Source organism: Citrobacter sp. CFNIH10 (assembly GCF_002934585.1).
Classification (GTDB): domain Bacteria; phylum Pseudomonadota; class Gammaproteobacteria; order Enterobacterales; family Enterobacteriaceae; genus Citrobacter_A; species Citrobacter_A amalonaticus.
On record NZ_CP026216.1, the window covers coordinates 3,865,708 to 3,882,673 of the forward strand.

18 protein-coding genes are annotated in these 16,966 nt (G+C 54.5%); 11 read left to right on the forward strand and 7 right to left on the reverse strand.

The annotated features are described in order from the left end of the window. The first annotated feature begins 264 nt into the window (after window positions 1-264). From C2U53_RS22460 to C2U53_RS22470, 3 genes are read left to right on the forward strand one after another with little or no spacing between them, the layout of a single operon-like run. Complete coding sequence (locus C2U53_RS22460) at window positions 265-1,668, forward strand: cytochrome ubiquinol oxidase subunit I (protein ID WP_104446470.1); 1,404 nt, start codon at window positions 265-267, stop codon at window positions 1,666-1,668. Further along, window positions 1,668-2,678 carry a cytochrome d ubiquinol oxidase subunit II gene (gene cydB, locus C2U53_RS22465; protein WP_043000643.1) on the forward strand — a complete coding sequence of 337 codons (1,011 nt, stop codon included), beginning with the start codon at window positions 1,668-1,670 and terminating at the stop codon, window positions 2,676-2,678. Before C2U53_RS22460 ends, cydB begins: the two co-directional genes overlap by 1 nt. Beyond that, window positions 2,678-2,806, forward strand: a complete 129-nt coding sequence (locus tag C2U53_RS22470; RefSeq protein ID WP_071888398.1) for a DUF2474 domain-containing protein — start codon at window positions 2,678-2,680, stop codon at window positions 2,804-2,806. Before cydB ends, C2U53_RS22470 begins: the two co-directional genes overlap by 1 nt. Window positions 2,807-2,845: 39 nt before the next feature. Here the strand turns inward: C2U53_RS22470 and C2U53_RS22475 are convergent, their stop codons facing one another. Both C2U53_RS22475 and C2U53_RS22480 read right to left on the reverse strand, forming a co-directional pair. Beyond that, the gene (locus C2U53_RS22475; protein WP_104446471.1) at window positions 2,846-4,807 is read right to left on the reverse strand and encodes a U32 family peptidase; all 1,962 of its coding nucleotides are present in this window, start codon (window positions 4,805-4,807) and stop codon (window positions 2,846-2,848) included. Window positions 4,808-4,885: 78 nt separating this feature from the next. Further along, entirely contained in the window at window positions 4,886-5,422 is a 537-nt protein-coding gene (locus C2U53_RS22480) for a helix-turn-helix domain-containing protein (RefSeq protein WP_043000641.1), read from the reverse strand. Between the two features lie 91 nt (window positions 5,423-5,513). On the opposite strand from C2U53_RS22480, the gene C2U53_RS22485 reads away from it, so the two are divergent. Next, window positions 5,514-6,680 (forward strand): benzoate/H(+) symporter BenE family transporter, encoded by a 1,167-nt coding sequence (locus C2U53_RS22485; protein ID WP_104446472.1) that lies wholly within the window; start codon window positions 5,514-5,516, stop codon window positions 6,678-6,680. Here C2U53_RS22485 and C2U53_RS22490 read toward each other — a convergent pair. Beyond that, entirely contained in the window at window positions 6,657-7,532 is an 876-nt protein-coding gene (locus C2U53_RS22490) for a helix-turn-helix domain-containing protein (RefSeq protein ID WP_043000639.1), read from the reverse strand. The two genes, C2U53_RS22485 and C2U53_RS22490, sit on opposite strands and share 24 nt — an antisense overlap. 171 nt (window positions 7,533-7,703) lie before the next feature. Here C2U53_RS22490 and C2U53_RS22495 point away from each other — a divergent pair, with 171 nt between their 5' ends. Next, the gene (locus C2U53_RS22495) at window positions 7,704-8,597 is read left to right on the forward strand and encodes a DMT family transporter (protein ID WP_044267098.1); all 894 of its coding nucleotides are present in this window, start codon (window positions 7,704-7,706) and stop codon (window positions 8,595-8,597) included. A 33-nt stretch (window positions 8,598-8,630) separates the two neighbouring features. Here C2U53_RS22495 and C2U53_RS22500 read toward each other — a convergent pair whose 3' ends face one another. From C2U53_RS22500 to tehA, 3 genes are all read right to left on the reverse strand, one after another. Continuing rightward, window positions 8,631-9,299: a DUF3313 domain-containing protein gene (locus C2U53_RS22500; protein ID WP_043000637.1), complete on the reverse strand. Its 669-nt coding sequence runs from the start codon at window positions 9,297-9,299 to the stop codon at window positions 8,631-8,633. A 164-nt stretch (window positions 9,300-9,463) separates the two neighbouring features. Next, the gene (gene tehB / locus C2U53_RS22505) at window positions 9,464-10,060 is read right to left on the reverse strand and encodes a tellurite resistance methyltransferase TehB (RefSeq protein ID WP_044257871.1); all 597 of its coding nucleotides are present in this window, start codon (window positions 10,058-10,060) and stop codon (window positions 9,464-9,466) included. Further along, window positions 10,057-11,061, reverse strand: a complete 1,005-nt coding sequence (gene tehA / locus C2U53_RS22510; protein ID WP_044257870.1) for a dicarboxylate transporter/tellurite-resistance protein TehA — start codon at window positions 11,059-11,061, stop codon at window positions 10,057-10,059. Before tehA ends, tehB begins: the two co-directional genes overlap by 4 nt. 112 nt (window positions 11,062-11,173) lie before the next feature. Between tehA and ydcK the strand changes: the two genes are divergently transcribed. Continuing rightward, a complete protein-coding gene (gene ydcK, locus C2U53_RS22515; protein ID WP_104446473.1) occupies window positions 11,174-12,154 on the forward strand; it encodes a YdcK family protein in 981 nt (326 codons plus the stop codon). On the opposite strand, the gene rimL is transcribed toward ydcK, so the two are convergent. Continuing rightward, the gene (rimL, locus tag C2U53_RS22520) at window positions 12,146-12,691 is read right to left on the reverse strand and encodes a 50S ribosomal protein L7/L12-serine acetyltransferase (RefSeq protein ID WP_044327416.1); all 546 of its coding nucleotides are present in this window, start codon (window positions 12,689-12,691) and stop codon (window positions 12,146-12,148) included. The two genes, ydcK and rimL, sit on opposite strands and share 9 nt — an antisense overlap. A 183-nt stretch (window positions 12,692-12,874) precedes the next feature. Between rimL and C2U53_RS22525 the strand changes: the two genes are divergently transcribed. The 5 genes from C2U53_RS22525 to sgcA all read left to right on the forward strand — a co-directional run bounded on the left by C2U53_RS22525 (window position 12,875) and on the right by sgcA (window position 16,964). Continuing rightward, the gene (locus C2U53_RS22525; RefSeq protein WP_043000632.1) at window positions 12,875-13,996 is read left to right on the forward strand and encodes a M42 family metallopeptidase; all 1,122 of its coding nucleotides are present in this window, start codon (window positions 12,875-12,877) and stop codon (window positions 13,994-13,996) included. Beyond that, window positions 13,993-14,271, forward strand: coding sequence for a PTS sugar transporter subunit IIB SgcB (sgcB, locus tag C2U53_RS22530; RefSeq protein WP_086512595.1), 279 nt, complete (start codon window positions 13,993-13,995; stop codon window positions 14,269-14,271). The genes C2U53_RS22525 and sgcB overlap by 4 nt, the downstream gene beginning before the upstream one ends. 12 nt (window positions 14,272-14,283) lie before the next feature. Further along, window positions 14,284-15,597 carry a PTS sugar transporter subunit IIC SgcC gene (sgcC, locus tag C2U53_RS22535; protein WP_104446474.1) on the forward strand — a complete coding sequence of 438 codons (1,314 nt, stop codon included), beginning with the start codon at window positions 14,284-14,286 and terminating at the stop codon, window positions 15,595-15,597. 11 nt (window positions 15,598-15,608) lie between these two features. Next, on the forward strand, window positions 15,609-16,415 hold the full coding sequence (gene sgcQ, locus C2U53_RS22540) for a BtpA family protein SgcQ (protein WP_044267104.1): 807 nt from the start codon (window positions 15,609-15,611) through the stop codon (window positions 16,413-16,415). A 117-nt stretch (window positions 16,416-16,532) separates the two neighbouring features. Beyond that, window positions 16,533-16,964: an SgcA family PTS sugar transporter subunit IIA gene (sgcA, locus tag C2U53_RS22545; RefSeq protein WP_104446475.1), complete on the forward strand. Its 432-nt coding sequence runs from the start codon at window positions 16,533-16,535 to the stop codon at window positions 16,962-16,964. Window positions 16,965-16,966 lie beyond the last annotated feature (2 nt).

The following is a 16,966-nucleotide window of genomic DNA, read 5'->3' on the forward strand; positions in this document are numbered from 1 at the left end:
GCGCCTCCCTGTTCCCTATCCTACATAAAAAGTAAACATTTATGCTTACTTTTCTCGCCAGATAAAAGGAAAATACAGAAAAAAGCCCGTCGTGTAGAGCCGCTCGTATCAATTCGGGAAGGCAGATTCCAGAATTTATATCAACAGATGCAATTTGTAACATTCACGCAACTGTTATGGTTAAATAGAACCGTTCTGTTTCTGCCACTGAAACCCTTACCGGCCTAGAATTGCGCTGAATCAATTTTTAGTGCGGAGCAATGCATGTCTGGTCTTGATGCGTTTCATCTGGCAAGGATCCAGTTCGCCTTTACGGTTTCCTTCCACATTATTTTTCCGGCGATCACCATTGGTCTTGCCAGCTATCTTGCGGTGCTGGAAGGTCTTTGGCTGAAAAGCAAAAATCCTGTCTGGCGCTCGCTATATCAGTTCTGGTCAAAAATTTTCGCCGTTAACTTTGGCATGGGCGTGGTGTCTGGCCTGGTGATGGCCTATCAGTTTGGCACCAACTGGAGCGGGTTTTCCGAGTTCGCTGGCAGTATCACTGGGCCATTACTGACCTATGAGGTGCTCACCGCCTTCTTCCTCGAAGCCGGGTTCCTCGGTGTGATGCTGTTTGGCTGGAACAAGGTTGGCCCCGGATTACACTTTTTCTCCACCTGTATGGTCGCTCTGGGCACGATTATTTCCACCTTCTGGATCCTCGCCTCCAACAGCTGGATGCAGACGCCGCAGGGCTATGAGATCGTCAACGGCCAGGTCGTGCCGGTGGATTGGTTCGCCGTCATTTTCAACCCGTCGTTCCCTTATCGCTTATTGCATATGTCGGTGGCGGCGTTTCTCAGTAGCGCGTTATTTATTGGGGCCTCTGCGGCCTGGCATTTACTGCGTGGCAACGCGACGCCCGCTATTCGCGCCATGTTTTCGATGGCGCTGTGGATGACGCTGATTGTCGCACCGTTACAGGCGCTCATTGGCGACATGCACGGTCTGAATACCCTCAAACACCAGCCAGCCAAAATTGCCGCCATTGAAGGCCACTGGGAAAATCCGCCAGGAGAACCGACGCCGCTGCTGCTGTTCGGCTGGCCGGATATGGAACAGGAACGAACCCGCTATGGTCTGGCGATCCCGGCGCTGGGTAGCCTGATCCTGACTCACAGCCTGGATAAACAGGTCCCGGCGCTTAAAGAGTTTGCGAAAGAGGATCGCCCCAATTCGACGATGGTCTTCTGGTCGTTTCGTATTATGGCGGGGCTGGGTATGCTCATGATCCTGCTAGGTGTTTGCGCTCTGTGGTTACGCTACCGGCAGCGTCTTTATACCTCGCGAGCGTTCCTGCGCTTTGCTTTATGGATGGGACCGTCAGGATTGATAGCCATTCTGGCCGGCTGGGTCACGACGGAGGTGGGCCGCCAGCCGTGGGTCGTCTACGGGTTGCAACGCACGGCGGATGCGGTCTCCGCTCACGGCGACCTGCACATGAGTATTTCTCTGCTGGCGTTCTTTGTCGTCTATAGCGCCGTCTTCGGCGTGGGCTACAGCTACATGATCCGCCTCATCCGCAAAGGACCGCTGGACACGATTTCCCCGACGCCGCCTACCGGCACGCCTGCCAGACCACTGTCTGCTGCCGTCCTCGATTCTCAACATGAGGCACACCGCTAATGGGTATTGATTTATCGGTAATCTGGTTCGTTATCATCGTTTTCGCCACGCTGATGTACATCGTGATGGATGGATTCGATTTGGGTATTGGCATTTTGTTTCCTGCCATTCGCGACGCTGACGATCGCGATGTGATGGTTAACAGCGTCGCTCCGGTCTGGGATGGTAATGAAACCTGGCTGGTCCTCGGCGGAGCGGGATTATTTGGCGCGTTTCCGCTGGCCTATGCGGTGATTATTGACGCCCTGACGATCCCGCTGACGCTGATGCTTATCGGGCTGATTTTTCGCGGTGTCGCCTTTGAATTTCGCTTCAAAGCCACGCCAGCGCATCGCCCGTTCTGGGATAAAGCTTTTCTCTGCGGTTCGATTCTCGCGACGTTCACTCAGGGCGTGGTGGTGGGTGCGGTGATCAATGGTTTTGCCGTCACCGGGCGTCGTTTCAGCGGCGGGCCGTTTGACTGGCTCACCCCTTTCACCCTGTTCTGCGGCGCGGGACTGGTGGTCACTTACGCCCTGTTGGGCGCCACCTGGCTGGTAATGAAAAGTGAAAATCCGTTGCAGGATAAAATGCGAGCCGTGGCGAAAAAGTTACTGCTGTTGATGCTGCTGGTGATTGCGATGATCAGCCTGTGGACGCCGCTGGCACACCCGGTGATAGCGGAACGCTGGTTTAGCCTGCCGAATCTGTGGTTCCTGCTGCCGGTTCCGCTACTGGTTGCGGTGATTAGCATCTGGCTATGGCGAACGCTTCATCAACCGCACCGCCACGCGCTGCCCTTTGTGTTGACTCTCGGGCTGATTTTCCTCGGCTTTAGCGGACTCGGGATCAGCATCTGGCCGCATATCATTCCGCCATCCATTACGCTCTGGCAGGCAGCCGCACCCGCGCAGAGTCAGGGTTTCATGCTGGTCGGCGCGTTACTGATCATCCCTGTTATTCTGGTTTACACCTTCTGGAGTTATTACGTGTTTCGCGGCAAAGTTCAACATGGCGAGGGGTATCACTGATGCAACACTCTGTCTGGAAACGCCTGATGTGGCTGGTCATTTTGTGGGGCGGCAGCGTGCTGGCGCTGGCCGCCGTAGGGATGTTCTTTCGCCTGATCATGACGGCGGCAGGATTTAAATCACATTAATGGGGCGCCGGATAGCGCTATGCGTATCCGGCAGCTTTGTTAGCCTTTACGCTTCGGCAGCGTTTTCATCAGCTCTTCCGGGCTGACGGAAGCCACCACGCTGCCAGGCAGCGGCATCTTCAGAATGTGATTTTTGATTTTACCAATCACATGCATTTCGCACGGACGGCAGTCAAATTTAAGCGTTAGCACCTCATCGCCGTTCACCAGTTGCATCGGCGTCGCCTTCCAGCTTTTGATATTGCCTTTCGCCTGCTTCGGACACAGATTAAAGGCAAAGCGCAGGCAGTGTTTGGTGATCATCACCGGCACCTCGCCCTTTTCTTCATGCGCTTCATACGCCGCATCAATCAACTGCACGCCATAACGATGGTAAAACGCCCGCGCCTTATGGTTGTATACGTTGGCCAGAAAACTCAGGTGTGATTGCGGATAAACCGGCGCAGGCTCGGACACCGGCTTGCGAACGCCGCGCTGGTAGCTCGCAAGGCGCGCGGCATCCAGCATCTCTATCGCTTCCCGGCGGAACGCATTAAGCAGGCTGTTCGGCACAAACAGCGCGCCGGGCAAATTCACTGCGATATCGCGGGCGTAATAGATTGTCTGCCCCAGTTTTGCCAGTCCGTCCTTCAGTCCATTCAGCGCTTTTTCCGCGTTGTTGGCCTCATCAAACTGTCCATCCAGCGTATGGGTGATACTGACGCCCTCTTCGCTGGTCAGCGTCAGGATCAGTTGTTCCCGCCAACCGCCCAGCTCAATATCCACCGCCACCCGACGCTCGCTCGAGGTTTTGGTTAACGCCTGCTGCCAGTTATGGTCAAGATTGCGGTTCAGCGGATGGTGTGGACGCAATTTATGCAGTTCGGCAGGCATTTCGTTCGGCCAGACGCGATAGCGATTTTGTCCGGTTTTTTCCACCGTATTGGCACGAAAGCCGACAACATCACGTTTGATCAGGACATTAAGGCCATCGCCGTTCGCCAGCGGCTCGCTGACCTCAACGTCGAGGTGATCTTTCGCTACGTTCAGCACTTTACCCACCGGCAGGCCGATAAACTTTGGCGAATCAAAAGCGCCGATATCCCCTTTGCGCGCATTCACAAAGTAGTCGGTGCTGCCGCGATGAAAGGTTTTGTCCGTTGACGGGGTAAAGAAATGTTCCGTGCGTCCGGCTGAAGCCCGCGCCAGGTCACCGCGATCCTCAATGATGGCATCCAGCATCTGCCGATAGTGCGCGGTAATGTTCTTCACGTAGCTCATGTCTTTGTAACGCCCTTCAATCTTGAAGGAACGCACACCGGCGTCGATCAGCGCGCCAAGGTTAGCGGTCTGATCGTTATCTTTCATCGACAGCAGGTGTTTTTCATACGACACCACCCGTCCCTGATCGTCCTTCAGGGTATATGGCAGACGGCACGCCTGCGAGCAGTCGCCACGGTTGGCGCTACGCCCTGTTTGCGCATGCGAGATATAACATTGCCCGGAATACGCCACGCACAGCGCCCCGTGGACAAAAAATTCGATGGTGGCATCGGTCGCCTGATGAATGGCCTGAATCTGCTCAAGGCTCAGTTCACGCGCCAGCACAATCTGCGTGAACCCCACGTCAGCGAGAAATTTGGCTTTCTCCACGCTGCGAATATCGCATTGGGTACTGGCATGCAGTTCGATCGGCGGAATGTCGAGTTCCAGAATCCCCATGTCCTGCACAATCAACGCATCCACGCCGGTCTGGTAGAGATCGGTAATCAGTCGCTGTGCGGGTTCCAGTTCATCGTCGTGAAGGATCGTGTTCAGCGTGACAAAGATTTTTGCGCCATAGCGATGGGCGAACGGCACCAGCTCCGCGATATCTTGCAGGCTATTGCTGGCATTATGACGCGCCCCAAAACCGGGGCCACCGATATAGACGGCGTCCGCACCATGTAAAATGGCTTCGCGGGCGATGGCGGTATCACGTGCCGGGCTTAACAATTCAAGGCGATGTGGAGACGGGCGCATAGCGTTGTTTTTATCCAGTAGCAGCAAAATGGCGGCTATTGTAGTCAGAAGCGCCGCTTTGCGAAATAGTTTTCCCGCTTAACTGCGCGGGTAATGGATGAGCGAATGAAAGTGCACGGTCTGTTCGCTGCTGTTGCGATAAGCATGGGCGCTATCGCCGGCAAAACGAATGCCTTCTCCGGCCCTGATGACGCGCCATTGCTGGTCAATGCACATCTCCAGATCGCCTGCGATTACCACCACATGTTCAATCACGCCCGCTTCGTGCGGCGTGGATTCGCTGAGCGCACCGGGTGCCAACAAAATTGAAAAGTGATCAAAACACAGCACCGGATCCCACGGGAACAACGGCGTCACGACCATCGCCTGCTCTTGCGGATCAAACGTCGGCAGTGGCTCAGATTCCGGCGGCGAAATAAAGGTAGAGAACGGGACATTCAGCCCGGTGGCAATCTTCCATAACGTCGCCACCGTGGGACTGGACTCGTTGCGCTCAATTTGCCCGAGCATCGCTTTTGACACACCGGTGGCCTCGGCCAGGCGCGATAAACTCCACTCACGCTGTTTGCGCAATGTTTTCAAGGTGTTCGCCAGATAGTGTGTCAGGTTGTCCATTGATATCCTCCCAAAACATCAGCTTACCACTTGTACGTTATAACGCCCAGATGCTAGATTAAATGACCGTTATAACGCACAAGGAATGCCTATGCGTTCATTTTCCCTCCCATTACCCACGCTGCTTTCTGGCTTTGTCGCCGTACTGGTCGGCTATGCCAGTTCAGCGGCCATCATCTGGCAGGCCGCCGTGGCGGCGGGTGCCAGTACCGCGCAAATTGCCGGCTGGATGAGCGCTCTGGGCCTCGCGATGGGGATCAGTACGTTGATCCTGACGCTCTGGTATCGTGCGCCTGTACTGACGGCATGGTCAACACCCGGTGCGGCGCTGTTGGTGACTGGACTCCAGGGACTGACGCTGCCGGAGGCGATTGGCGTGTTCATCATCGCCAACGCGCTGATCGTGTTGTGCGGCGTGACCGGATTATTCGCCCGCCTGATGCAGGTCATCCCCCATTCGCTGGCGGCAGCCATGCTGGCCGGGATTTTGCTCCGCTTTGGCCTGCAGGCATTTGCCAGTCTCAATGATCAGTTTCTGCTTTGTGGCGGCATGTTGTTGGCGTGGTTGATTCTGAAGCGTATTGCACCGCGCTATGCGGTGATTGCGGCGCTGATTGCGGGTGCGGTCATTGCGTTATTTGAAGGTGACATTGCCACCTCTTCGTTAGCGATGACCCCGGTGTTGCCCACGTTTATTGCCCCTCAGTTTTCGCTGGCCCACTGTCTGGGGATTGCCGTACCGCTCTTTCTGGTGACGATGGCGTCGCAGAATGCGCCCGGTGTGGCGACCATGAAAGCTGCGGGTTACGATGTCCCCGTCTCGCCCCTGATCATTGTCACCGGATTACTGGCGCTGCTGTTATCTCCTTTCGGCGTTTATTCCATCTGCATTGCCGCTATCACCGCGGCGATTTGCCAGAGTCCGGAGGCCCATCCGGATGCAGCAAAACGCTGGCTGGCCGCCGCTGCCGCTGGCGTGTTCTACCTGTTAGCCGGCGTTTTCGGCAGTTCCATTACCGGGATGTTGGCGGCGCTGCCGACGAGCGGTATTCAGATGCTGGCAGGACTGGCACTGCTGGGGACGATTTCGGGTAGCCTGTATCAGGCGTTGAGTCATGAAAACGAACGTGATGCCGCCGTGGTGACGTTTCTGGTCACCGCCAGCGGGCTGACGCTGTACGGAATTGGTTCGGCGTTCTGGGGGCTGATCGCGGGCGGGATCTGTTACACCGTCTTAAGGCTGGCGCGACGCGCGTAGCTGCGATGGCGTCTTCCCGGTCACCTGCTTGAAACGGTTACTGAAGTGACTTGGCGAACTGAATCCGCAGGCCAGCGCAATCTCCGTTAACGGACGCTGTGAGTGACAGACCAGTTGCTTTGCCACTGCCATCCGGCGCTGCATCACGTACTGATGCGGTGCCATTTTCATCGACTGGCGGAACATTCTGGCGAAATGAAATTCGCTCAGCGCAGCTTCATGCGCCAGATCGGCTAGCGTCAGTGGTTCTGCCAGATGGGCGTCGATATAAGCCAGCACATTACGCAGCGTCACCGGCGCGAGTCCACCCGTTACCGTCGGCAATCGCCACTGCACGTTGCTGTAGTGCTGAATAAGATGGGTCATCAGCAATGACGACGCGGCGCTGAGCGTCAGGTGATTCGCAGGCTGGTGCCAGTCGTTGCCCAGTAAAAACTGGCGGTAAACCGCTGTAATCCCTGGATCGTTGCCAAACGTCCGTTCATCCAGCGTAAAACGGTAAGGGCTTTTATCCCAGACTTTTTCCCCGACTTCACGCAAATGCGCGTCAGTGCAGTAAAGATGCACGAACGAGAGGTCGTCGCGGATATCCCAGGTAGATTCACTCTCTTTTGGCAACAGGCAAAACCGGTCCGGGCCGCCCCCATTTTTCCAGCCTGAGGCCGTTTTTTGATAGCTCTCGTAGCCATCTGCCACATACAGACTGAGCGTGTGATGATCGCAATACTGCGTGATGGTATCGCGCTTATTCGACCATGCAGCTAACTGAACGCCCGAGCGCAGCTCGACCGACTCGTGTAACACGGCATTGTGCTGACTCAACTTTTCAAAGGCATCGTAGGACCGGGTCATACCACCACATAAACACTGTTATTCAGGCATTCAGTCTATCGCAGGTCATTGCGGTTACCACCCGTCCGACGGAAAAAAGCGCAAGATTTTGCAAGTATCCCGCAAGCCGATGAAAGCGCGTCGCCCGTGCAATCTGCGACAGTGAATTATTAGGTATGAAGGGAGAAAATAATGAACGCACTATTATATTGTCTGGTCGTGGTGATCTGGGGTACCACGTGGATCGCCATTTATTTACAGCAAGGTCCGGTTGCCGCACCCGTCTCGATTTTCTGGCGTTTTGCGGTGGCGACGGCGTTGATGATGTTGATTATGCAGATTCGTGGAAAGTTACGGACGCTGTCGTTACGTGACCATCTGTTTTGTCTGCTGCAAGGCAGTTGCGTTTTTTGCTTTAACTTCTGGTGTTTTTACACGGCGGCCGCCTGGATCAATACCGGACTAGAATCAGTTATCTTTTCCATGGCGGTGCTGTTTAACGCGGTGAATAGCTTCTTCTTCTTTGGGCAAAAACCTCCGCTGCGGTTTTACTGCGCCGCCGCGCTGGGACTGACGGGTATCGTCACCCTCTTCTGGCAGGATCTGATGAACAGCGGATTTAGCGGATCGCTGCTGCTGGGGATTGGTCTGAGCGCGCTGGGGACATTTGGTTTCTCTCTGGGAAATATGATCAGCCTGCGCCATCAGAAAAAAGGTCTGGAAGTGATGACTACTAACAGTTGGGCCATGCTGTACGGCACGCTGCTGATTGCAACGATTGCCCTTCTGCGCGGGGATAACTTCACTCCGCAATGGACCTTCAGCTACATCGGCGCCCTGCTGTATCTGGCAGTATTCGGATCGGTCATCGCCTTCGGTGCCTACTTTACGCTGGTAGGAAGAATTGGCGCGAGTAATGCCGCGTACAGCACATTGCTCTTTCCGCTGGTTGCGCTGTCATTTTCTACGGTTTATGAAGGTTATAGCTGGCAGGTGAATGCGGTAGCGGGACTGCTTCTGATTCTGGTGGGAAACCTGGTGATGTTTGCCCGTCCACCGGCGCTGTTGCGCCGCCGGACAGCATAAAGAAACGCGCCATCAAACGATGGCGCGTCACGATTATTTCTGGTTTACATCAAACATAGTGGCATCCGTCGCCATGTCATCAACCACTTGTTTCAGCGTCTCAAATGCCATCGGCGTATTCTGGTTATTCAGATCTTTGCCTTCACCCTGACGCACGACTTTAATCACCGGCTTATTGGTCGCCGCATCAATTAACTCGCCTTCAAAGTAGAGATGGGTGTCCATCGTGCGGTGACCGGTTGCCATTTGGGTACCGGCAACCACCAACGCCACAGGCACCACTTCATAGAACTGCAGCCCTTCTTTGCTGGTATCCACCCCGGTGATCGCCCCGCGGAAGATCAGGCTACGCGGTCCCGGCGTGGTCACCAGCGGCTTACGTTGACCAATAGAGGTCTTCATTTTTGTGTTGGTGTAGTTTAACAACTGATCCAGCACATTCTGTCCAACCTGTGTGGAAGGTTTCGGGACCGGATAATAGGTTATTGGGTTCCAGACGATGTTGTCATATTTGGTATCACTAAAGTTGGGATCAACCCAACGCAATACCGGATGCCCCGTAGCAGATTTTGTTTCCTTAAGACCTGAGTAGTCTTTTAAAAAACCCGAGTATTTATCAGGCTGCGTCACTTTTGAGGCACAGCCAGATAACGCCAGTAAACCAGTAAGCACTGCAACTTTAAATAAAGTATGAGTACGCATGAAACGATCCCTTAGAATATGCAGATATGCAGATATGCAGTTGAAATAGTAGCAAAGGGAAATCATCTGCGTTGGATTAAAAATGGTAACCAAAGCACAATTTTTTCAGAGCGCCCATTTTTAAGAAAAATGCTGGGCGCAGAGGGGGTTAGCGGAACATCGACTTAGGCTGTTTTACGTGCCAGCAGCGTGGCAAAGCGCAGTTTAATTCGGTTACCGTTGGCGTCAGTACGATGCAATTCACCAACATCTTCATTATATTTCAGTAAATCCCAGCCTTCGTAATAACGACGAAGTTCTCCTTCTTTAAACGCAAAGGGAAAACCCACGGTGCACGGAAAATCAGCGGTATCCATGGCGGCAACAATCAGGTTATAACCGCCAGGTTTAGTGCAGCGCTGCATATTCTCGATTAAACCCGGAATCGTTTTGGCTTCGAGGAACATCATCACCACGGTGGAGAGAATAAAATCATATTCGCCCTCAAACGTTAGCGCGTTGAGATCCACCACGTTGGCCTGGAGATTGTCCAGCCCTTCTGCCGCCTTAATTCGCTCGACGTTGGCAATGCTCATCGGATTTTTATCCCACGCGGTCACGTCAAAGCCCTTCGCCGCCAGATAGAGACTGTTACGCCCATTGCCACAGCCCAAATCCAGCGTTTTTCCCGGTTTAACGACCTTCATCGCCTCCAGCACTTCCGAGTGGGTGCGGGTTAAGTCGTATTTTTCAGTGAAGTAATTTTCGTCACGAAGGGTCATTTTTTATCCTCAGATTTCAGTAATGCCGCGCGCTCTGTGCGAATGAGCAGTTTTCCCTGCATCAGCAGCGCGAATGTGCGTACCAGCAATAATGCAATGATAACATTGGTAAAGATGAATAGCGGCAGCGCCAGCGTGTGAAAAAAGCCCGACGGGCTGGCGTGACCAAGATGTAATCCGGTGGTCGCCAGCGCCGACACGCCGAACGAGAAACTCCAGAATGAGGCGTTAAACGGCTGCGACAAATACCAGGGCATCAGGCGGAGCATAAACAGCAGTTGCAGCAGGCCGTAGCCAAACAGCATTTTCGCCAGCGTGTCGCTCTCGCCGCCGTTGACGCTCAGCCAGGCGCTACAGGCCACCAGCGCAGGCGCAAGCTGGATCCCCAGCGAAGTCCGCATGGCAGTGGGTAATTCCCCGGCACTGCGCAGACGTTGCAGAATAACCGGTTCCAGGCTCAGCCAGGAAAAGACGCCGGCGCCTAAAAAGACCAGTCCGGCATCGGTATAGCCTAACGCGCCGCAGGCCATCGCACTGATAAAGTTGTTGGCGACCGTCGGTAAATACAGTCCGGGCGTCGTCGCCTCTTGCGGATGCGAGCCGCGCCACAGCCCGGCGGTTTGCCACGCGGCGTAAACCAGTTGAATAACCACCCCGACGCTGAACAACCCCATCGCCAGCGGACGACACCACGGTACAAAACCCATCGCCACCAGCATTGTGGTGGCCGGAAACAGGCTGACAAAACTGCTCATCACCGGATGGCGAATTTCAGCAATCACGCTGTGCGGGAAACGAATCAGACGCGTGATAAACGCCAGCGTCAGCAGCCCCCATATCATCATCGCCAGAATCACCAGACCATCACCAAACCAGTGGCTGACAGGCCAGATTTGGCTGGCATAACGCCAGGCAAACCCCATTCCAATCGTTCCCAGCACCATGCCAAAGTAACCGGCGGGAAGGTTCAGAACACGATCGCTATGCTTGCTGTTACTCATTTTGTTTATTTTATAAAGTATATTTGAAATGCATTTTATGGAATTTCATCCGTTTTAGCCAGTGCCGCAGAATTTGCTACGGTTAGAGTAAGCCACTAAACGGAATGCCTTCATGCGTAAATACCGACTCAGCGACGAACCGCGCGCGTTCAGCTACCAGGATAATGGCAATAAAATGAGCGTATTACTACGCCAGATTATTGCACTCATTGACTTTAATGATGTGAAAGCCGGTGACGCCGGCGGCTGGATTGATGATGAAAGCGTGCTGGACCACGCCGGACACTGCTGGATTTACGACGAAAATACGCTGGCCTTTTCCGGCTGTACGATTTCGGGCAATTCGCGTATCACACAACCCTGTCTTCTGCGCGACAACGTTCACATTAGCGATAATGTCTGGATTGACCGCGCTGAACTCAGTCACGGTGCCAGAATAAGTGACAACGTCACTATTCAGTCATCCACGGTCCGTGGCCATTGCCACCTCTTTGGCGATGCGCGAATTTTGCAGCAATCGGAAATCATCGCGGCACGCGGCCTGACCATCGAGCGCGATCAGATCCTGCAAATCTATGACCGCGCCACGGTCAGCCATTCACGCATTGTCCACCAGCCACAAATCTATGGCGATGCCATCGTCAGTTACGCCTTTATTGAGCATCGGGCAGAGGTCTTTGATGAGGCGCTGATTAAAGGAAATGATGAAAACGACGTCTGGATTTGCGATTGCGCGAAAGTGTACGGACGGGCGCAGGTGATCGCCGGAACGGGAGACGATGCGATCCCCACGCTACGCTACAGTTCACAGGTGGCGGAACAAGCGCGGATTGAAGGTAACTGTGTCCTTAAACATCACGTTCTGGTGGGCGGAAACGCCGTGTTGTGCGGCGGTCCCATTTTACTCGACGATCATATCCTGATTGAAGGCGATGCGCGCATTCTTGGTGAGGTGCTGATTGAAAATCACGTTGATATCCGGGGACATACCACCGTGGAAGCCGCCACAGACGACGCCATTCACCTGCGCGGGCCGAAAGTGTTCAACGGCGATCAGCATATCACCCGCACGCCGCTGATTGGCTCACTGTAGCGTCGAATCAATGATGCGAGCATACAGGTTAACATCGTCATAGTGCCCGTTCAGAAACTCCGCCTGTTTCAGGCAGCCTTCCAGTTCAAAGCCATTACGCTGCGCAACCTGATTGCTTGCCTGGTTCTTTACCCGGCATTTGATCACAAAGCGACGGATCTCGCCGCGCCCGGCATAGTGGTGAATAAATGCCTGCAACGCCCGCGACAGGATCCCTTTCCCCTGCTGCGTTTCGTCTATCCAGTAACCGATATAGGCCGCTTTGTTCAACGGCTCAATCTGATTGAACGACAGCACGCCCAGCATCTCCTCGCCGGCAAAAATGAGGAACATTTTGGCGTAGTCCCGCTGATGCAGCATCATATTACCCTGCACCGTTTTGCGCGTATCCTCTTCCGTATTGACGTACTGCGGCCAGTCAAAGAACTGCATTAGCCAGGCCTTGTTTTTACATACCAGTTGATACAGCCCGGCAACGTGACATTCTTCAACCGCCCGTAGCTGCAGCGTGTCATCGATCTCAATAATTTCACTCACCCGTTCCTTCCTCCCACGTTCAGACTTTCATCAGCATTGAGCGTTTTTATTCCACTCACCTCACATTATTTTTTATTTCCTCAGCTTTCGCTATTTCCACGTGAAGCAGCTCACAATTATTCGCCCAGCCAGCGCCTATAAAACGCTCAACGAGTGATTGTTTTATCGTCTACGGAGATCCTTATGTCATTTTCTGTGCAGGAAACACTGTTCTCGCTTTTGCATCTCAATGCGGTTTCTGGGCATGAAAACAGCGTCGCTGAGGTCATGCTACGCGAATTTACACGTCAGGCAAAAGAGGTCTGGCGCGATCGCTTAGGAAATGTCGTCGCCCGCTACGGCAGTGATAACCCAAACGCCTTGCGCCTGATGATGTTTGCCCATATGGATGAAGTCGGCTTTATGGTGCGCAAAATTGAGCCGTCGGGTTTTTTGCGCTTCGAACGCGTGGGCGGCCCGGCGCAGGTCACCATGTCCGGCTCGATGGTCACGCTTGCCGGGGATAACGGCCCGGTGATGGGATGCATCGGCATTAAGGCGTACCACTTCGCAAAGGGGGATGAACGCACGCAGTCGCCTTCCGTCGATAAACTGTGGATTGATATTGGCGCGAAAGATAAAGCCGACGCCCAGCGGATGGGCATTCAGGTTGGCACACCGGTTACGCTGTATAACCCGCCGCAACTGCTGGCGAACGACCTGGTGTGTAGCAAAGCGCTGGACGATCGTCTGGGATGTACCGCGCTACTGGGCGTCGCGGATGCCATCGGTGCGGCGTCGCTGGATATCGCGGTGTATCTGGTGGCCTCGGTGCAGGAAGAGTTCAACATCCGCGGCATTGTCCCGGTTTTACGTCGCGTTAAACCAGATCTTGCAATCGGTATTGATATCACGCCGTCCTGCGATACGCCGGATCTGCAGGACTACTCAGAGGTTCGCGTCAATCAGGGCGTTGGCATCACCTGTCTGAACTACCACGGTCGTGGCACGCTGGCGGGATTAATTACACCACCACGGCTGATCCAGATGCTCGAGCAAACGGCTCTTGCGCACCATATTCCCGTGCAGCGCGAAGTGGCGCCTGGCGTTATCACTGAAACCGGTTATATCCAGGTTGAGCAGGACGGCATTCCCTGCGCCAGCCTTTCCATCCCTTGTCGTTATACCCATTCTCCGGCGGAAGTCGCCAGTCTGCGTGATTTGACTGACTGCATTCGCTTATTGACCGCCCTGGCTGGCCTGCCAGCCGGGCACTTTCCCGTTGAGCCTGATTCAGGCACTACACAAGAGGCAAATCCATTATGAAAAAGATCCTTGTGGCATGCGGTACCGGCATGTCGACGTCAACCATGATTGCACACAAGTTGCAGGAGTTCCTTGCCGAGCAAGGCATTGCGGCAAGCACCGCCCAGTGCTGTCTTAATGAGATCCCGCTGAACTGTAACGGCATGGACCTGATTGTGACCTCCATGCGCACCAACAACGATTACGGTGTTCCCACGTTAAACGGCGCGGCCCTGCTAACGGGAATTAACGACGACGCCTTAAAACAAGAAATCAAGGCACTGTTAACGCAATAACAAGGAGGCACTATGTTTGACTACATCCTGTCTCTCGGCGGTACTGTTTTTGTCCCCATCATCATGATTGTGATTGGGTTGATCTTCCGTATTCCCTGGCTGCAGGCGATCAAGGCCGGGGTGACGGTAGGGATTGGTTTTGTCGGGATGGGACTGGTGATCGTGATGGCGATCGACAGCCTCAGCCCGCCCATCAAAGTGATGATTGAACGCTTCGGCCTGACCCTGCATGTGTTTGACGTCGGCGCAGGGCCGGCTTCCGGCGTCGGGTACGCCACCGCCATTGGCGCAATGATTATCCCGATCATTTTTCTGCTCAACGTCGCGATGCTGGTCACTCGTCTGACCAAAACCATGAACGTCGATATCTATAACTACTGGCACTACGCCATTACCGGCACCGTGGTCCAGTTAATGACCGGTAACCTGATTTATGGCGTGCTGGGGGCCATTTGCCACGCGGCGCTGTCGCTAAAAATGGCCGACTGGACGGCAAAACGCGTGCAAAGCATTGTCGGTCTGGAGGGGATCTCGATCCCGCAAGGTTATGGTTCGAGTTCCGTGCCGCTGTTCGTTCTGCTGGATGCTATCTACGAAAAAATCCCGTTCATGAAGGGACGCAACATCGATGCCCAGGAGATCCAGAAACGCTACGGGATGGTGGGCGATCCGGTCATTATTGGCGTCGTGCTCGGCCTGATCTTTGGCCTCGCTGCAGGTGAAGGTTTTAAAGGATGCGCCAGCCTGATGATTACCGTCGCGGCGATTATGGTGCTGTTCCCGCGCATGATCCGCCTGATTGTTGAAGGGTTGCTCCCCATCTCCGACGGCGCACGGAAATTTTTCCAGAAATATTTCAAGGGGCGCGAGGTGTATATCGGTCTGGATACCGCCGTCACGCTGGGCCATCCCACCACGATTGCCGTTGGTCTGCTGCTGATCCCCATCATGCTGATTCTGGCCAGCATCTTACCCGGCAACAAAGTGCTGCCGCTTGCCGATCTGCCCGTCGCACCGTTCTTTATCTGTATGGCGACGGTGATCCATCGCGGCGACCTGATTCGTACCTTGATCAGCGGCGTGATTGTCATGGTCACCGTCCTGTTGATTGCCACGCAGTTTGCCCCGTATTTCACCGACATGGCGCTTAAGGGCGGCTTTAGTTTTGCCGGTGAAAACGCACAAATCTCCGCGCTGTCCGTGGGCAACATGTTTGGCTGGTCAATCTCGGAGCTGATGTCGCTTGGCATTATTGGCGTCGTCGTGGCGGTGGGTATCGTCGCCAGCGTCGTGCTGTTCTTACGTAAACGTGAACTATCGGAATAAGGAGTACCTTCATGAGTTGGCTGAAAGAGGTTATTGGAACGGAAAAAGCCGTCATTGCCATGTGCCATTTGCGTGCATTGCCCGGCGACCCGAGCTTTGATGCACAGAAAGGGATGAACTGGGTTATCGACCGCGCCCGGGACGATCTGCTGGCGCTACAGAATGGCGGCGTGGATGCCGTCATGTTTTCCAACGAGTTTAGTCTTCCCTATCTCACGAAGGTTCGCCCGGAAACCACGGCAGCAATGGCGAGGGTGATTGGGCAGTTGATGAGCGAAATCCGCATTCCGTTTGGCGTCAATGTGTTGTGGGATCCGGTCGCATCATTCGATCTGGCAATGGCGACGGGCGCAAAATTCATTCGCGAGATTTTTACCGGTGCCTACGCCAGCGACTTTGGGGTCTGGGACACGAACGTCGGCGAGACCATTCGTCATCAGCACCGCATCGGCGCAGGTGAAGTCAAAACGCTGTTCAACATTGTGCCTGAAGCGGCGGTGTATCTGGGTAATCGCGATATTTGTTCCATTGCCAAATCCACGGTCTTTAACAACCATCCTGACGCCCTTTGCGTCTCTGGTCTGACGGCGGGCGCACGCACCGACAGCGCCCTGCTGAAGCGGGTCAAAGAAACGGTACCGGATACCGTGGTGCTGGCGAATACCGGGGTGTGTCTGGAAAACGTCGAGGAACAACTGAGCATCGCCGACGGTTGCGTAACCGCCACCACCTTTAAAAAGGACGGCGTATTCGCCAACTTTGTCGATCAGGCGCGGGTCAGTCGCTTTATGGAAAAAGTGCATCACATACGGCAATAAAAAGGGGATAAGCAGCGCGCTTATCCCCGGTAGAACAGCGATCCCTGCCGCCTTCGTCAAAAGTCTCGACGGGGATCGCTATCAGAGTAACCCTAACCGGCAAGGAGTCAACGACTGATGATTAACGATGTTAAGTGGGTACAGGCACAGCGAGAGGCCAGGGACTGGCGTCAGGCCGTCGAAATCGCTGCTCGCCCACTGATTACCTTTGGCGCGGCGCAACCAGACTATGTGGACGGTATTATCGACAACACCCTGAACTGGGGGCCGTACTATGTCATTGCCCCCGGCATCGCCTTGCCGCATGCGCGGCCCGAACAAGGCGCTAACCATAATCAGGTCAGCATCACGACGTTAAAAACACCCGTTGCTTTTGGGCATGAAGAGTGTGATCCGGTCTGGCTGCTGCTGTGCGTCAGCGCGACGGATGCCAATGCGCATATCCTCACCATCCAGCGCATCAGCCAGTTTATCGATTCGCCTGAACGGCTCACGGCAGTCCGACACGCGCAAACTGACGCCGCGCTGTTCGCGCAGATTACCGGTTAACG

What these genes read in the sequence shown, in the direction of transcription:
- sgcQ (WP_044267104.1), top strand. Translation starts at nt 15,609, where the DNA reads ATGAGTTGGCTGAAAGAGGTTATTGGAACGGAAAAAGCCGTCATTGCC.
- ydcK (WP_104446473.1), top strand. Translation starts at nt 11,174, where the DNA reads ATGCGTAAATACCGACTCAGCGACGAACCGCGCGCGTTCAGCTACCAG.
- C2U53_RS22480 (WP_043000641.1), bottom strand. Translation starts at nt 5,422, where the DNA reads ATGGACAACCTGACACACTATCTGGCGAACACCTTGAAAACATTGCGC.
- C2U53_RS22500 (WP_043000637.1), bottom strand. Translation starts at nt 9,299, where the DNA reads ATGCGTACTCATACTTTATTTAAAGTTGCAGTGCTTACTGGTTTACTG.
- C2U53_RS22470 (WP_071888398.1), top strand. Translation starts at nt 2,678, where the DNA reads ATGCAACACTCTGTCTGGAAACGCCTGATGTGGCTGGTCATTTTGTGG.
- sgcC (WP_104446474.1), top strand. Translation starts at nt 14,284, where the DNA reads ATGTTTGACTACATCCTGTCTCTCGGCGGTACTGTTTTTGTCCCCATC.
- C2U53_RS22475 (WP_104446471.1), bottom strand. Translation starts at nt 4,807, where the DNA reads ATGCGCCCGTCTCCACATCGCCTTGAATTGTTAAGCCCGGCACGTGAT.
- C2U53_RS22495 (WP_044267098.1), top strand. Translation starts at nt 7,704, where the DNA reads ATGAACGCACTATTATATTGTCTGGTCGTGGTGATCTGGGGTACCACG.
- tehB (WP_044257871.1), bottom strand. Translation starts at nt 10,060, where the DNA reads ATGACCCTTCGTGACGAAAATTACTTCACTGAAAAATACGACTTAACC.
- C2U53_RS22525 (WP_043000632.1), top strand. Translation starts at nt 12,875, where the DNA reads ATGTCATTTTCTGTGCAGGAAACACTGTTCTCGCTTTTGCATCTCAAT.
- tehA (WP_044257870.1), bottom strand. Translation starts at nt 11,061, where the DNA reads ATGAGTAACAGCAAGCATAGCGATCGTGTTCTGAACCTTCCCGCCGGT.
- sgcB (WP_086512595.1), top strand. Translation starts at nt 13,993, where the DNA reads ATGAAAAAGATCCTTGTGGCATGCGGTACCGGCATGTCGACGTCAACC.
- sgcA (WP_104446475.1), top strand. Translation starts at nt 16,533, where the DNA reads ATGATTAACGATGTTAAGTGGGTACAGGCACAGCGAGAGGCCAGGGAC.
- cydB (WP_043000643.1), top strand. Translation starts at nt 1,668, where the DNA reads ATGGGTATTGATTTATCGGTAATCTGGTTCGTTATCATCGTTTTCGCC.
- C2U53_RS22485 (WP_104446472.1), top strand. Translation starts at nt 5,514, where the DNA reads ATGCGTTCATTTTCCCTCCCATTACCCACGCTGCTTTCTGGCTTTGTC.
- C2U53_RS22490 (WP_043000639.1), bottom strand. Translation starts at nt 7,532, where the DNA reads ATGACCCGGTCCTACGATGCCTTTGAAAAGTTGAGTCAGCACAATGCC.
- C2U53_RS22460 (WP_104446470.1), top strand. Translation starts at nt 265, where the DNA reads ATGTCTGGTCTTGATGCGTTTCATCTGGCAAGGATCCAGTTCGCCTTT.